We start from the raw sequence: 13,439 nt of genomic DNA, 5'->3' as shown, positions 1-13,439 counted from the left end.
TCCACGGAGACCTAGCCGGTCGACATCGGCGAGATGACGACGTCGACGGACAGCCACCCCGGGACGACCGGGGTGCCCGTGCCGTCCCACCCCTCCAGCGGGATCGCGGAGAACGCGACCTGCGACAGCACCACGGAGACGATCGCGGCCACGATCACGGCCGGCCCGGCCCGGCCGATGATCCGCAGCGCCGCGTCCTCGTCGGTCGCACGGCGCACGACGCGGGTGACCACCCACGCGACGATCGCCGCGAGCACGAGGAAGACGACCGGGCTCGGCCGCAGGGTGAGGTCGATGCACGCGGGGACGGCGTCCGTCTGCTGCCCGTAGCGATCGACGAACCCGCCGTCGGCATCGACGCCGCCGACACACCGGCCCTGGCCGGCCGACGTGAAGAACGAGTAGCCGACGCCGGCGACAAGCGCCGTCACCACCAGGCGTCGGACCTCGTCGAGCACCCTGCCGCCGGGCATGACGGCGTGCGCGGGCAGCTGTCCGCTGATCATCGACACTGTGACCTCCCGAGTGCTCCACCGAGCCTGGCACGCGTCGCGGTGCTCGGGCAACGGTTCGGACACCGCGGCGGCCGCCGGAACCCACCCGGAACCCCGGCTCCGACATCGGGTGAGCGACATGGGACACGGCCCAGCCACCGGGGGAAGCGACTGGGCCGTGCACCTTATAGATCGGCCGACGGCACCGCTCCGTGAGACATTGCGGAGCGTCGGCGAGGAGGGCTGCTGAGCCGCCTGTCGGATTCGAACCGACGACCGTCCGCTTACAAGGCGGGTGCTCTACCAGCTGAGCTAAGGCGGCGGGCGAACCGGACGTGAGCCGGTCCTGCGGGGCGGGGCCACACGGGCCCCGCCCCGAGAAGTGTGCCAGATCCCGCCCGGCACACGCCGGATCAGGCCGCGGCGTCGGCCACGGCCTGGGCCAGGGCGCCCTCCTGCTGCCAGCCGGTGAACTCCTCGCCGTCGATGAGGACGGTCGGCGTCCCGCCGATGTCGTCGCGGCGGGCCTGCTCGGTGATGCCCTCGACCCACTCGGTGTACTGGCCGTCACCGAAGGACTCGATGACGTCGTCGGGGATCCCGATCTCACGGGCGATGTCGGCGACCTGGTCGTCGCTCAGCGGCGTCGCGCCACCCTCGCCCTGGGCGGCGAAGAGCTGCTCGTTGAACTCGGTGAAGTGCTCGGGGGACTCGGTGGCCACGACAGCGGCCGCGTTGGAGGCCCGCATGTTGAAGTCGGACGCCGTGATGTAGGTGATCGGGTGGTAGTTCACGGTCGCCTCGCCGTTCGCGGCGAGCTCCTCCAGGACCCCGGCGTTGAGTGCCTCGAACTGCGCGCAGTAGGTGCACAGGTAGTCGAGGTAGAGGTCCACGACCGGCGCTCCCTCGTTCTCCGAGCCCACGCCGTCGGCACCGACCTGGATCGCGCCGTTCTCCGTGGCACCGGCGGGACGCTCGTCGACGCCCTCGAGGGGCGCCCTGTTGGCCGAGCTGATGATCGAGAAGAGCGCGGCGGCGACGATCGCGATGAAGACGACGACACCGGCGATGATGAGGAGCCGGTTGCGCTTCTCCCGGCGCTGCTGCGCCTCGCGGAGCTTGCGGGCCTGCTCACGGGCGGCGTCGCGCCGCTCCTGCTTGTTCACCTTGGCGTTGGACATGAGGGATCTCCTGGGTCTGTGGGCGTGCGCCCGGATTCTGACGGTCCGCCGTGCAACCGGCAGTGCGCGTGCCCGGGGCGGGTCGGGCGGGCACTCAGGCCGGCAGCGCCGTCGGCGGCCCGCGCAGCAGCGGGACCGTTCCGGGAACGCGCGAGACGGGTCCGGGCACGTGCCCGACGACGTCGCACCGGCTCGCGGGGACGACGAGGGGTCTGGGCGCGGGAACCCTGCCGAGCGGGACGAGGCGGGCCAGTCGCGCGAGCGACCGCCGCACCGCGCTGGCCGCTCCCCAGCCGCCGGCGAGCACACCGGCGTGGAGCAGCAGCATCGGCAGGGTGAGCATGACGACGACGGCGAGCACCTGCTCACTCTCGCCACCCAGCGCGACCCCCGTGGTCGGGCACTCCTCCGCGGGGCGCAGCAGCGCCAGGTGGACACCGACCTGGGCCAGCCCGCCGGGGACCGCGACGCAGCGCGTCACCTGCACGGCGCCGCCGAGCACTGCCGCGAGCGCAGGCAGCAGCACGGCCAGGCCGAGGCCGAGGCGCGTGAGGAGGCGGGCGCGGTGCACCGGGTCAGCGTACGTGCCGCGTGCCCCGTTCGGCGACGACCCGTGACGAATCCCGCGCACCGGACGGGTCAGGACACCGGCGCCGCCGGCAGGGGGGTCCACACCGGCTCCGGCGGGGACCCCGCCAGGATGAGCCCGGCCATGACGAGCGCCGCCCCCACCGCGAGCAACGCGAGGGCCGCGCGCACCGGTTGGGGCACGCCGCCGAGGACGACGCGGGCCCCCTCGCGAGCCGCCTCCGACGGGGGCACGGTCCACATGACACCGAGACCGAGCGCGCCCGCACCCCACAGCAGCCAGGGGTGCAGCTCCACCGGGGGGTCGGCCGCCGCGTGGGCGGCCCACCAGCCCCCTGCCGCGAGGACGCCCGCGAGCAGCAGACCGGGCAGGATCGCGCCGACCGCCCACAGGAGGTGCACCGGCGTGCCGAGCCAGGCACCGGCGGCGTCCGCACGACGCCGCCCGCGCCGCATCCGGGAGGCCCGCAGCCGCCGCGCCCCACGACCCACGCCGGCGAGGACCACGACGAGCAGCACCACGCCGATCACCCAGTACCCCGGTGCCACGACCGCGAGCGCCGTGGTGCCGAGACCGAGGGCAGCCACCGTCGCCGTGCGCCGGCGCGGCGGCCGGGCCCAGGCGGGGACCTCCTCGACCGGAGCCCACCCCTGCGGCGGCATCGGCCCCCCGCCGCCGGGCCAGGGCCCGGGCCCCGGCCACGGTCCCCCCTGCTGCGGCGCCTGACCCGGTGGCCACGGCTCCGCCGGCTGCGGCTGCCATGACCGCTCCGGTGCGGGCATGCTGCCGGTCGGCGCCACGGGCGCCATGACCCGGGTGGAGCTCGCCGACGGCGCGACCGCCGACGGCAGCACGTCGGTACGCGGCACCGGTGCGGGCGGGTCGGCGAGCAGCGCCTGCAGCGCGGGACGGTCCCACTCGCCGTCGAGCGCCGCCAGCACCTCCCGGGGCGGGAGCCGGCGGGCCGGCTCGGGGTCGAGGGCGGCGGCCAGCACCGTCGCGAGCCCCTCGGGAAGCCCCTCGGTGTCGACCACACCGGTGCTCACCCGCGCGAGGACGGTCTGCATGCTTCCCCGTCCGAACGGCGGCCGGCCCGTCGCCGCGAAGGTGAGGACGGCGGCCCACGCCCACCAGTCCCCCGCGGGGCCGGGGTCAGCCCCCGCGATGACGTCGGGGTCGAGGTAGCCGGGGGTCCCGGTGACCATGCCGGTCTGGGTGAGGCGGACGTCGTCGGCGACCTGCGCGATCCCGAAGTCGATGATGACCGGCCCGCGCGGTGAGAGCATGACGTTGCCGGGCTTGAGGTCGCGGTGGGCGATGCCCGCGGCGTGGATCGCGTCCAGGCCTTCGGCGAGGCCGTGCGCGAGCCCACCGAGCTCGTCGTCAGCGAGCGGGCCGTTGTCGCGGACGTCGTCCTCGAGCGTGGGGCCGTCGATGAGCTCGGTGACGACGAAGGCCGTGGCGCCCTCGACCTCCGCGTCGAGCACCCGCGCGACGCCCTCGCCGCGCACCCGGTGGAGCAGCTCGACCTCGCGGCGCAGCCGCTGCCGGGCGGCGGGGTCCGCGGCGATGGCGTCGTGGAGCACCTTGACGGCCACGCGGTTGCCGTCGGCGTCGAGCGCCTCGTGCACCGTGCCCATCCCGCCGGCACCGATGCGCCGCACGAGGTGGTACCCCTCGATCACCTGCATGACGACAACCTACCGAGCCGGCCTGCGGGCGCCGGACGCAGGGGTGGTCCCCATGCCGGGTCCACGTGCCCCGGGTAGCCTCGGCCGGAGACCCCGAGAGGACCGGAGCCCCATGCCTGCAGGTGAGCACTCGATCGTCGTCGTCGCCAACCGCCTTCCCGTCGACATCACACTGAGCTCGGAGGGTGCGGTCGAATGGACCCGCTCACCCGGAGGCCTGGTCACCGCGCTCGCTCCGGTCATGCGCAAGCACGAGGGCGCGTGGGTCGGCTGGGCCGGGAGCCCGGACCTCTCGCTCGACCCCTTCGAGGCGGACGGCATCCGCGTGTGGCCGGTCACGCTCAGCGGGCAGGAGGTCGAGAACTACTACGAGGGCTTCTCCAACGGCACGCTGTGGCCGCTGTACCACGACGTCATCGTCCCGCCCGAGTACCACCGCCACTGGTGGAACGCCTACGTCGCTGTCAACCGCCGGTTCGCCGCCGCGGCGGCCGAGGCTGTCGCCGAGGGCGGCACCGTGTGGGTCCACGACTACCAGCTCCAGCTCGTCCCCGCCGTGCTCCGGATGCTGCGGCCCGACGTCCGCATCGGCTTCTTCAACCACATCCCCTTCCCACCCGTCGAGATCTTCAGCCAGCTCCCCTGGCGGCGGCAGGTCGTCGAGGGTCTGCTCGGCGCCGACCTCATCGGCTTCCAGCGCTCCTCGGACGCCTCCAACTTCATGCGGGCGGTGCGCCGCCTCACCCCGCTCACCACCAAGGGCCGCACCGTCACCGTGGGCGCCCGGTGGTCCCGGCCGGAGCGGCGGGTGCGCGCCGCCGCGTTCCCGATCTCCATCGACACCGCCTCCTTCGACGAGATGGCCGCCAGCGATCCGGTCCAGCGACGCGCCGTCGAGATCCGTAAGGAGCTGGGCAGCCCCGACGTGCTGCTCCTCGGCGTGGACCGGCTCGACTACACCAAGGGCATCCGCCACCGGCTCAAGGCCTTCGGGGAGCTGCTCGCCGACGGCCGCGTCACCCCGCCGGAGACGACACTCGTCCAGATCGCCAGCCCGTCCCGGGAACGCGTGGACCAGTACCGGCAGCTGCGCGACGAGATCGAGGTGACCGTCGGCCGCATCAACGGGGACTACGGCGTCCTCGGCCGGCCGGCCGTCCACTACTTGCACCACTCCTACCCGGCGGAGGAGATGGCCGCGCTCTACCTGGCCGCCGACGTCATGCTCGTCACCTCCCTGCGCGACGGCATGAACCTCGTCGCGAAGGAGTACATCGCCGCGCGGCGCGACCTCGGCGGCGTGCTCGTCCTGTCCGAGTTCACGGGGGCCGCCGACGAGCTCGGCCAGGCGCTGCTCATCAACCCCCACGACATCGACGGCACGAAGACCGCGATCATGCGGGCCATCGGGATGGAACCGCGTGAGCGCAGGCGCAGGATGCGCGCCCTGCGCCGCCGGGTCCTCGAGTACGACGTCCAGCGCTGGGCCGACCAGTTCCTCAGCGCCCTCTCGACCAGAAGGAACGACGGATGACCGAGCCCATGAACCCCGACCCGGGCGTGCCCGGCCCAGGCGTCGACGCACCGCTCTTCGTCCAGCACCTCGAGGAGGGTTTGGACCAGGCGCTGCGCGACCTCGCCGCCCTGCCCTCGGTCCTCGTCGCGCTCGACTTCGACGGCGTGCTCGCCCCGCTCGTCGACGACCCGACCGCCTCCCGGATCGTGCCCGCGGCGGTCGACGCCCTCGCCCGCCTCGACGAGGCCCCCGGCGTCCACCTCGCCCTCATATCGGGACGGGAGGCCACCACGCTCGTCTCCCTCGCCGAGGTCCCGGTCGGCACGCGTGTCGTCGGCAGCCACGGCGCCCAGCGCGGTCACGTCGGCCTCTCCCCGCAGCAGACCGTCGAGCTCGTCGCCGAACCGCTCCAGCTCAGCGACGGGCAGGCCGACCTCCGGGCCGAGGTGCTCCGCGAGGCCGGCGCCCTCGTCGAGGGCTACGAGGGCGCCTGGGTCGAGACCAAGCCGGCCTCCGTCGTCGTCCACTCCCGCCAGTGCAGCCCCGAGGACGCGCGCGCCCTCACCGACGCGGTCCTGTCCGGCCCGGGCGCCCGTCCGGGCCTGCGCGTGCAGCAGGGCAAGGACGTCGTCGAGATGGCGGTGGTCAACGCGACCAAGGGCGACGCCGTCGTCGAGCTCCGCGCCGACGTCGCGCCCCAGGGGGTCCTGTTCGCCGGCGACGACGTCACCGACGAGGACGCCTTCGCGGTCCTCGGCCCCGACGACGTCGGGATCAAGGTGGGCGACGGGCCCACCGCAGCCGGCTACCGGGTCGCGGACCCCGACGAGTTCGCCGCCGTCCTCCTGCGCTTCCTGGAGCTGCGCCAGCAGGTGTGAGGCCACCCACACTCGTGGGGGCAATCGGTGGGACCTGTGCCACACTGAGCACTAGTCCAGACTCGGAGTCAGCCAGCTCTGCGGACGGGCCAGTGTCAAGGCAGACACCTGACACTCTTCACAACGGATCGTCCGGCACGTACCTGCCGGTGAAGGGACACATCATCATGGCTTCAGTCACGTTCGACAACGCGACGCGCATCTACCCGGGCACCGAGCGCCCGGCCGTGGACGCACTCAACCTCGAGGTCGCCGACGGCGAGTTCCTCGTCCTCGTCGGCCCCTCCGGCTGCGGGAAGTCCACGTCGCTGCGCATGCTCGCAGGACTCGAGGACGTCAACGCCGGGCGGATCCTCATCGGTGACCGCGACGTCACCGACGTCCAGCCCAAGGACCGCGACATCGCGATGGTCTTCCAGAACTACGCGCTCTACCCGCACATGTCCGTCGCGGACAACATGGGCTTCGCGCTGAAGATCGCGGGCAAGCCGAAGACCGAGATCCGCCAGCGGGTCGAGGAGGCAGCGAAGATCCTCGACCTGTCCGAGTACCTCGACCGCAAGCCCAAGGCCCTCTCCGGTGGTCAGCGTCAGCGTGTGGCCATGGGCCGCGCGATCGTGCGCCAGCCGCAGGTGTTCCTCATGGACGAGCCGCTGTCGAACCTCGACGCCAAGCTCCGCGTCCAGACCCGCACCCAGATCGCCTCGCTGCAGCGCCGCCTCGGCGTCACCACGGTCTACGTCACCCACGACCAGACCGAGGCGCTGACCATGGGCGACCGCATCGCGGTGCTCAAGGACGGCGTGCTCCAGCAGGTCGGCACCCCCCGCGACATGTACGACACGCCGGCGAACGTCTTCGTCGCCGGGTTCATCGGCTCCCCCGCCATGAACCTGGGCACCTTCCACATCGAGGACGGCGCCGCCGTCCTCGGGGAGGCACGCGTGCCGCTGAGCCGGACCACGATCAACGCGCTGGGCAGCGAGAACAACGGCCAGATCATCCTCGGCTTCCGCCCCGAGTCGCTCGACCGCGTGCCGCCCAACACCGAGGGCTCGATCCCGGTGACCGTCGACCTGGTCGAGGAGCTCGGCTCCGACGCCTTCGTCTACGGCCGGCTGGCCGGCTCGGAGGAGCTGGCCAAGCACATTTCCTCGGGCGCCGGTGAGTCGGAGATCATCGTGCGCATCGATCCGCGTGACGTCCCGATGAAGGGTGACACCATCTACGCCCGCATCCGCCAGGGCGAGCAGCACAACTTCGCCGTGGCGACCGGCGAGCGTCTGCCCGACTGACCGACAGCGTGCCGCAGGGGCGGACCCGATACCGTCGGGTTCGCCCCTGCGGCACGTCATGAGGAGCACGACCGATGGCACAGTCCCTGGAGATCACCGCTGCGCGGCTGGACCCTGCCCTCCTCGACCTGCCCTGGGAGGTCCCGCTCGAGGAGTGGCCGGAGTCGGTGCTGGCCGCGCTGCCCCGCGGCATCTCCCGGCACGTCGTGCGTTTCGTCCGGCTCTCCGGCCGTGTCATCGCCATCAAGGAGATCGGTGAGACGGTCGCGTTCCACGAGTACGAGATGCTGCGCAACCTCAACCGCCTCGAGGCACCCTCGGTGCAGCCGCTGGCCGTCATCACCGGGCGGGCGACCCCCCAGGGTGAGCCGCTCGACTCGGTGCTCGTCACCGAGCACCTGCAGTTCTCGCTGCCCTACCGCGCCCTGTTCTCCCAGTACCTCCGGCCCGACACCGCCACCCGGCTCATCGACGCCCTCGCCGTCCTCCTCGTGCGCCTGCACCTCCTGGGCTTCTACTGGGGTGACGTCTCGCTGTCGAACACCCTGTTCCGGCGCGACGCGGGCGCCTTCGCCGCCTACCTCGTCGACGCCGAGACCGGTGAGTTCCAGCCCACGCTCACCGTCGGCCAGCGCGAGTACGACCTCGACATCGCGCGCACGAACATCATCGGCGAGCTCATGGACCTCCAGGCCGGCGAGATCCTCGACGAGGACGTCGACACGATCGAGGTCGGCAACCGGATCGCCGAGCGGTACACCACGCTGTGGCGCGAGCTCACCGACTCGGAGTCCTTCGACACCGGCGAGCGGTGGCGCGTGGCCGCCCGCATCGACCGGCTCAACGACCTCGGCTTCGACGTCGGGGAGCTGTCGATGACCACCGACGTCGACGGCACCAGCGTGCAGATCCAGCCGAAGGTCGTCGACGCCGGCCACCACCACCGCCGGATGATGCGGCTCACCGGCCTGGACGTCCAGGAGAACCAGGCCCGGCGCATGCTCAACGACCTCGACGCCTACCGGGCGGCGACCGACCGGCAGGGCGAGGAGGAGGAGTTCGTCGCCCACGACTGGCTGGGGAAGGTCTTCGAGCCCACGGTGCGCGCCATCCCGCGGGAGCTGCGCGGAAAGCTGGAGCCGGCCGAGATCTTCCACGAGGTGCTCGAGCACCGCTGGTTCCTCTCCCAGGACCAGCGTCGCGACGTGCCCCTTCCCGAGGCGGTCCGCTCCTACGTCGACCACGTGCTGCGTCACCGGCCGGACGAGCGGTCCCTGCTGGGCGTAGACATCCCCCGGTACGACGACCTCTGAGCCGCCGGGCGCCCCGCCGAGGGGCGCCGGACTCGGTCGTGTCGCCGCGAGGCCCGGGAGGAGCTGGAGCGCCGTCAGCGGGTGGCGCGGATCCGGGCGATCTCGTAGAGGCTGATCCCGGCCGCCACCGCGGCGTTCAGCGACTCCACCGTCGAGGCGATGGGGATGCCGGCGACCGAGTCGCAGGTCTGCCGCACGAGCCGGGACAGCCCCTTGCCCTCCGACCCGATGACGACGACGAGGGGCTCGGACGCCAGCTCGAGGTCGGCCACCGCGGTGGGCGCCTGACCGTCGAGGCCGACGACGAAGCAGCCGGCCTTCTGGTAGTCCTGCAACGCACGGACGAGGTTCGTCGCCCTGGCCACCGGGACGCGGGCCGCCGCTCCGGCGGACACCTTCCACACGGCGGCCGTCATGCCGGCCGAGCGGCGCTCCGGGACGAGGACGCCGTCGACGCCGAACGCCCCGGCGGACCGGAGGACGGCGCCGAGGTTGTGCGGGTCGGTGACCCCGTCGAGCGCGACGATGAGCGGACGGTGACCCTGCGCCCGCTCGAGCAGCTCCCTCGGGTCCGCGTACTCGTACGGAGGCACCTGCATCGCGATGCCCTGGTGGTTGGCTCCGTCGGTGAGGCGGTCGAGCTCACCCTTGGTGATCTCCAGCAGTGGGAGGTTGCGGGCGGTGACGACCCGCAGGACCTCACCGATGCGCTCGTCTGACTCCGGCCGGGACGCGAGGTAGACGTGGTCGACGGGGATGCCGGCACGGACCGCCTCGACGACGGAGTTGCGCCCGGCGACGATCTCGCGCCCGCCGGTCGGTCGGGGGGTGGCTGCCGGCTTGCGGGGCTGCGTCTTGCGCTTCTCCGCGGCGGCCTTGCGCGCCGCGGCGGGGTGGTGCGGGCGCTCGGTCGCCTTCGGTGTCGGGCCGCGCCCCTCGAGGCCACGCCGACGCTGCCCACCGCTGCCGACCTGCGGCCCCTTCTTCGACCCGGCCTTGCGTACTGCGCCGCGGCGCTTGGAGTTCCCGGCCATCAACGGCCTCCTCTCGTCCCCAGCTGCCACCTGGCACCGTCCTGTGAGTCCTCGATGACGATACCGGCGTCCTGCAGCTGGTCGCGCAGCGAGTCGGCCCTCGCCCAGTCCTTGGCCCTGCGGGCTTCCTCACGTTCGGCCAGGATCGCGGGCACGAGGGCGTCCAGCGCGTCGCGCGCGGCGTCGTCGGGCCCGCCGGTGGTGGCCCAGGGAGCCGCGAGCGGGTCCAGGCCCAGGACGTCGAGCATGGAGCGCACCTGGACCTGCGCCTGCCACACCACGCTGTCCTCCCCGGCTGCGAGCGCGTTGTTGCCGGCGCGCACCTGCTCGTGGACGGCGGCGAGCGCGGCCGAGACGTTGAGGTCGTCGTCCATGGCGGCGACGAAGGCGGGCGGCAGCGCGGAGATCGGGCGGCTCGCGACCTCCTCGGCGGTGACCTCACCCACGCGCTCGACGGCGCGCGCGACGAAACCGCTGAGGCGCTCCCAGATGCTCGTGGCCTCGGCCAGCGACGCCTCGGAGAACTCGACCGTCGACCGGTAGTGGGCGCTGCCCAGGGCGAAGCGCAGCACGACCGCGGGGACCTGGGCCAGGACGTTGGTGACCGTGAGCGAGTTGCCCAGCGACTTGCTCATCTTCTCGCCGCCGACGGTCACCCAGGCGTTGTGCATCCAGTGCTGGGCGAATCCGTGGCCGGCGGCCCGGGACTGGGCCAGCTCGTTCTCGTGGTGCGGGAAGCGCAGGTCGATGCCGCCGCCGTGGATGTCGAAGGACTCCCCGAGGTAGCGGTGCGCCATCGCGGAGCACTCCAGGTGCCAGCCCGGCCGGCCGCGGCCGTAGGGGGTGTCCCACGCGGCGGACGGCGGTTCGGCGTCCTTGGGGGTCTTCCACAGCGCGAAGTCGCGAGGGTCGCGCTTGTCGCTCGCCTCCTCCTCCTCGAGCGTGGACATGTTCTCCAGCCGCTGGCGGGTGAGGCTGCCGTACTCCGCGAAGGAGCGGACGTCGAAGTACACGTTGGCGCCCTCGCCGCGGTAGGCGTGGCCCCGCTCGAGGAGACGGTCGATGAGGGCGGCCATCTCGGTGACGTGACCGGTGGCGCGGGGCTCGTACGTCGGGCGGCCGACGCCGACGGCGTCGTAGGCGGCGGTGAACTCCTGCTCGAAGCGGTACGCCCACGCCCACCACGGCACGCCGGCCTGGGCGGACTTGGCCAGGATCTTGTCGTCGATGTCGGTGACGTTGCGGACGAGGGTCACCTCCAGGCCCTGACGGCGCAGCCACCGGGCGAGGACGTCGAAGGCGATCGCCGAACGCAGGTGGCCCACGTGCGGCGCACCCTGGACCGTCGCACCACACAGGTAGATGCCGACCCGTCCGGGGACGAGGGGCACCAGCTCGCGGTCCGACCGGGTGGCGGAGTCATGAAGTCGCAGGCTCACGTGCCCAGGCTACCGGCGCCCGGCCCCGCCGCTCCGATGTCACCCTCCCGTCACCGCGGGGCGCTACGGTGCCCGGGTGAGCACAGCGCGCGTGACACCGACCACACCGCAGTCCACGCGGCGCCGTTTCGGCTGGCCCGTGTACGCCTGGAGCCTGTGGGACTGGGGGTCGGCGGCGTTCAACGCGGTCATCACCACCTTCGTCTTCACGCCGTACCTCACCTCCGACGCCTTCGGACCGGGCGCGACCCAGAAGCTCGGGTGGGTGCTGGCCGCGGCGGGCGCGGTCATCGCGCTGTGCGCCCCGGTGGCGGGGCTTCGCTCGGACCGCTCGGGGCGCCGCACGTTCTGGCTGGGGTTCAACACGATGGCGGTCGTCGTCGTCTCGGCGTCGATGTTCTTCGTCGAGGCCGACCCGAGCCGCCTGTGGCTCGGCCTCATCCTGCTCGCGGTGGGCAACGTCTTCTTCGAGTTCGCCTCGGTGAACTACTACGCGATGCTCAACGACCTCTCGACGCCGTCGACGATCGGCCGCGTCTCCGGCCTCGGGTGGGGCCTGGGCTACATCGGCGGAATCGTCCTGCTGCTGTTCGTCTACTTCGGGTTCATCAACCCGGAGGTCGGGCTCTTCGGCATCACCTCGGAGAACGGCATGGACATCCGGGTGACGATGCTCATCTGCGCCGTGTGGACGCTGATCTTCTCCCTGCCGGTGCTGTTCACGGTGCGCGACGACAAGTCCGCGCGCGGCAACCTGCCCCGCCTCGGCCCGGTCGGCTCCTACAAGCTGCTCTTCCGCTCCATCGCCGGGGTGTGGCGCCAGGACCACCACACCGTCTACTTCCTCATCGCCAGCGCCATCTTCCGTGACGGGCTCGCGGGCGTGTTCACCTTCGGCGGCGTCATCGCCCTCACCGTCTTCGGGTTCACGGCCAGCGAGGTCATCATCTTCGGGGTGGCGGCCAACCTCGTCGCCGGAGTCGCGACGATCGCCTTCGGCGCCCTCGACGACCGTCTCGGTCCCAAGCGGGTGATCATGGGCTCCCTGGTCGCGATGATCCTCGCCGGCCTCGGCGTCTTCTTCTTCCACGAGCGCGGTGCCAGCATCTTCTGGGCCCTCGGCCTGCTGCTGTGCGTCTTCGTGGGGCCTGCCCAGTCCGCCTCCCGCACCTTCCTCGCCCGCCTCATCCCCAAGGGCAAGGAGGGCGAGCTCTTCGGCCTCTACGCCACCACCGGCAGGGCGGTGAGCTTCCTGGCTCCCGCGGCGTTCTCCCTCGCGATCACCCTCGGGGTGGCGGTGACCGGCCTGACGGCACGGGAGGCGGAGTACTGGGGCATCCTCGGGATCGTCCTCGTGCTCACGGTCGGCCTGCTCCTGCTCCTCCCGGTGCGCGTCACGGTGCGCAGCGAGAGCGCCCTGGACGAGCCACCGCCCGCCTGAGCCTCGCTACCCTGGCGAGCATGCTGCCGCGCACCGGGATCGGGACCGACGTCCATACCTTCGCCCCGCCCGGCTCCGGCCGACCGCTGCACCTCGCCTGCCTGGAGTGGCCGGGCGAGGCGGGCCTCGAGGGCCACTCCGACGGCGACGTCGCGGCCCACGCGGCGTGCGACGCCCTCCTCTCGGCCGCGGACCTGGGGGACCTCGGGTCACGGTTCGGCACCGCCGACCCGCGCTGGGCAGGTGCCTCGGGGGCCGAGTTCCTGGCGGCGACGGCGGCGCTGGTCCGCGAGGCGGGCTACGAGATCGGCAACGTCGCCGTCCAGGTCATCGGCAACCGCCCCCGCATCGGCGGCCGGCGCTCCGAGGCGGCCGCCGCGATGAGCGCCGCTCTCGGCGCACCTGTCAGCCTCTCCGCGACGACGACGGACGGGCTCGGCTTCCCCGGCCGGGGTGAGGGGCTGCTCGCCGTCGCCACCGCCCTCGTCGCCCGCTGAAGCCCCACGGCGGGGCAGCGTGACGGTGCCGCCGGAAGGACGAGTTTCTCGGAGCGATCTCGCCCGGAACC

General features: G+C 72.7%; 12 protein-coding genes and 1 tRNA gene. 6 read left to right on the top strand and 7 right to left on the bottom strand.

The window, feature by feature from the left end; translation table 11 throughout:
* Window positions 1–11: 11 nt before the first annotated feature.
* From VR894_RS05955 to VR894_RS05935, 5 genes are all read right to left on the bottom strand, one after another.
* Window positions 12–512 carry a hypothetical protein gene (locus VR894_RS05955; protein ID WP_324650420.1) on the bottom strand — a complete coding sequence of 167 codons (501 nt, stop codon included), beginning with the start codon at window positions 510–512 and terminating at the stop codon, window positions 12–14.
* A 231-nt stretch (window positions 513–743) separates the two neighbouring features.
* Window positions 744–816 (bottom strand) — tRNA-Thr (locus VR894_RS05950).
* A 91-nt stretch (window positions 817–907) separates the two neighbouring features.
* Window positions 908–1,675, bottom strand: a complete 768-nt coding sequence (locus tag VR894_RS05945; RefSeq protein WP_324650419.1) for a DsbA family protein — start codon at window positions 1,673–1,675, stop codon at window positions 908–910.
* Between the two features lie 94 nt (window positions 1,676–1,769).
* On the bottom strand, window positions 1,770–2,246 hold the full coding sequence (locus VR894_RS05940; protein ID WP_324650418.1) for a hypothetical protein: 477 nt from the start codon (window positions 2,244–2,246) through the stop codon (window positions 1,770–1,772).
* A gap of 68 nt (window positions 2,247–2,314) precedes the next feature.
* Window positions 2,315–3,955: a serine/threonine-protein kinase gene (locus tag VR894_RS05935; protein ID WP_324650417.1), complete on the bottom strand. Its 1,641-nt coding sequence runs from the start codon at window positions 3,953–3,955 to the stop codon at window positions 2,315–2,317.
* Between the two features lie 112 nt (window positions 3,956–4,067).
* Between VR894_RS05935 and VR894_RS05930 the strand changes: the two genes are divergently transcribed.
* The 4 genes from VR894_RS05930 to VR894_RS05915 all read left to right on the top strand — a co-directional run bounded on the left by VR894_RS05930 (window position 4,068) and on the right by VR894_RS05915 (window position 8,957).
* On the top strand, window positions 4,068–5,489 hold the full coding sequence (locus VR894_RS05930) for a trehalose-6-phosphate synthase (RefSeq protein ID WP_324650416.1): 1,422 nt from the start codon (window positions 4,068–4,070) through the stop codon (window positions 5,487–5,489).
* Window positions 5,486–6,349 (top strand): trehalose-phosphatase, encoded by an 864-nt coding sequence (gene otsB, locus VR894_RS05925; RefSeq protein WP_324650415.1) that lies wholly within the window; start codon window positions 5,486–5,488, stop codon window positions 6,347–6,349. The genes VR894_RS05930 and otsB overlap by 4 nt, the downstream gene beginning before the upstream one ends.
* 167 nt (window positions 6,350–6,516) lie before the next feature.
* A complete protein-coding gene (locus VR894_RS05920) occupies window positions 6,517–7,644 on the top strand; it encodes a sn-glycerol-3-phosphate ABC transporter ATP-binding protein UgpC (RefSeq protein WP_324650414.1) in 1,128 nt (375 codons plus the stop codon).
* Between the two features lie 74 nt (window positions 7,645–7,718).
* Entirely contained in the window at window positions 7,719–8,957 is a 1,239-nt protein-coding gene (locus tag VR894_RS05915) for a DUF4032 domain-containing protein (protein WP_324650413.1), read from the top strand.
* Window positions 8,958–9,031: 74 nt separating this feature from the next.
* On the opposite strand, the gene rlmB is transcribed toward VR894_RS05915, so the two are convergent.
* Window positions 9,032–9,991 carry a 23S rRNA (guanosine(2251)-2'-O)-methyltransferase RlmB gene (gene rlmB / locus VR894_RS05910; RefSeq protein WP_324650412.1) on the bottom strand — a complete coding sequence of 320 codons (960 nt, stop codon included), beginning with the start codon at window positions 9,989–9,991 and terminating at the stop codon, window positions 9,032–9,034.
* Window positions 9,991–11,430: a cysteine--tRNA ligase gene (gene cysS / locus VR894_RS05905; RefSeq protein ID WP_324650411.1), complete on the bottom strand. Its 1,440-nt coding sequence runs from the start codon at window positions 11,428–11,430 to the stop codon at window positions 9,991–9,993. The genes rlmB and cysS overlap by 1 nt, the downstream gene beginning before the upstream one ends.
* Before the next feature lie 76 nt (window positions 11,431–11,506).
* Here cysS and VR894_RS05900 point away from each other — a divergent pair, with 76 nt between their 5' ends.
* Entirely contained in the window at window positions 11,507–12,871 is a 1,365-nt protein-coding gene (locus tag VR894_RS05900) for an MFS transporter (RefSeq protein WP_324650410.1), read from the top strand.
* Window positions 12,872–12,891: 20 nt separating this feature from the next.
* Entirely contained in the window at window positions 12,892–13,368 is a 477-nt protein-coding gene (gene ispF / locus VR894_RS05895; protein ID WP_324650409.1) for a 2-C-methyl-D-erythritol 2,4-cyclodiphosphate synthase, read from the top strand.
* Window positions 13,369–13,439: the final 71 nt, after the last annotated feature.

Source organism: Georgenia sp. H159 (assembly GCF_035607575.1).
Taxonomy (GTDB): domain Bacteria; phylum Actinomycetota; class Actinomycetes; order Actinomycetales; family Actinomycetaceae; genus Oceanitalea.
This window is presented reverse-complemented; position numbering and strand designations above follow the sequence as displayed.

Excerpts from the sequence above, each read along its gene's own strand:
- VR894_RS05915 (WP_324650413.1), top strand. The coding sequence starts at position 7,719 with ATGGCACAGTCCCTGGAGATCACCGCTGCGCGGCTGGACCCTGCCCTC.
- VR894_RS05920 (WP_324650414.1), top strand. The coding sequence starts at position 6,517 with ATGGCTTCAGTCACGTTCGACAACGCGACGCGCATCTACCCGGGCACC.
- VR894_RS05930 (WP_324650416.1), top strand. The coding sequence starts at position 4,068 with ATGCCTGCAGGTGAGCACTCGATCGTCGTCGTCGCCAACCGCCTTCCC.
- rlmB (WP_324650412.1), bottom strand. The coding sequence starts at position 9,991 with ATGGCCGGGAACTCCAAGCGCCGCGGCGCAGTACGCAAGGCCGGGTCG.
- otsB (WP_324650415.1), top strand. The coding sequence starts at position 5,486 with ATGACCGAGCCCATGAACCCCGACCCGGGCGTGCCCGGCCCAGGCGTC.
- VR894_RS05945 (WP_324650419.1), bottom strand. The coding sequence starts at position 1,675 with ATGTCCAACGCCAAGGTGAACAAGCAGGAGCGGCGCGACGCCGCCCGT.
- VR894_RS05935 (WP_324650417.1), bottom strand. The coding sequence starts at position 3,955 with ATGCAGGTGATCGAGGGGTACCACCTCGTGCGGCGCATCGGTGCCGGC.
- ispF (WP_324650409.1), top strand. The coding sequence starts at position 12,892 with ATGCTGCCGCGCACCGGGATCGGGACCGACGTCCATACCTTCGCCCCG.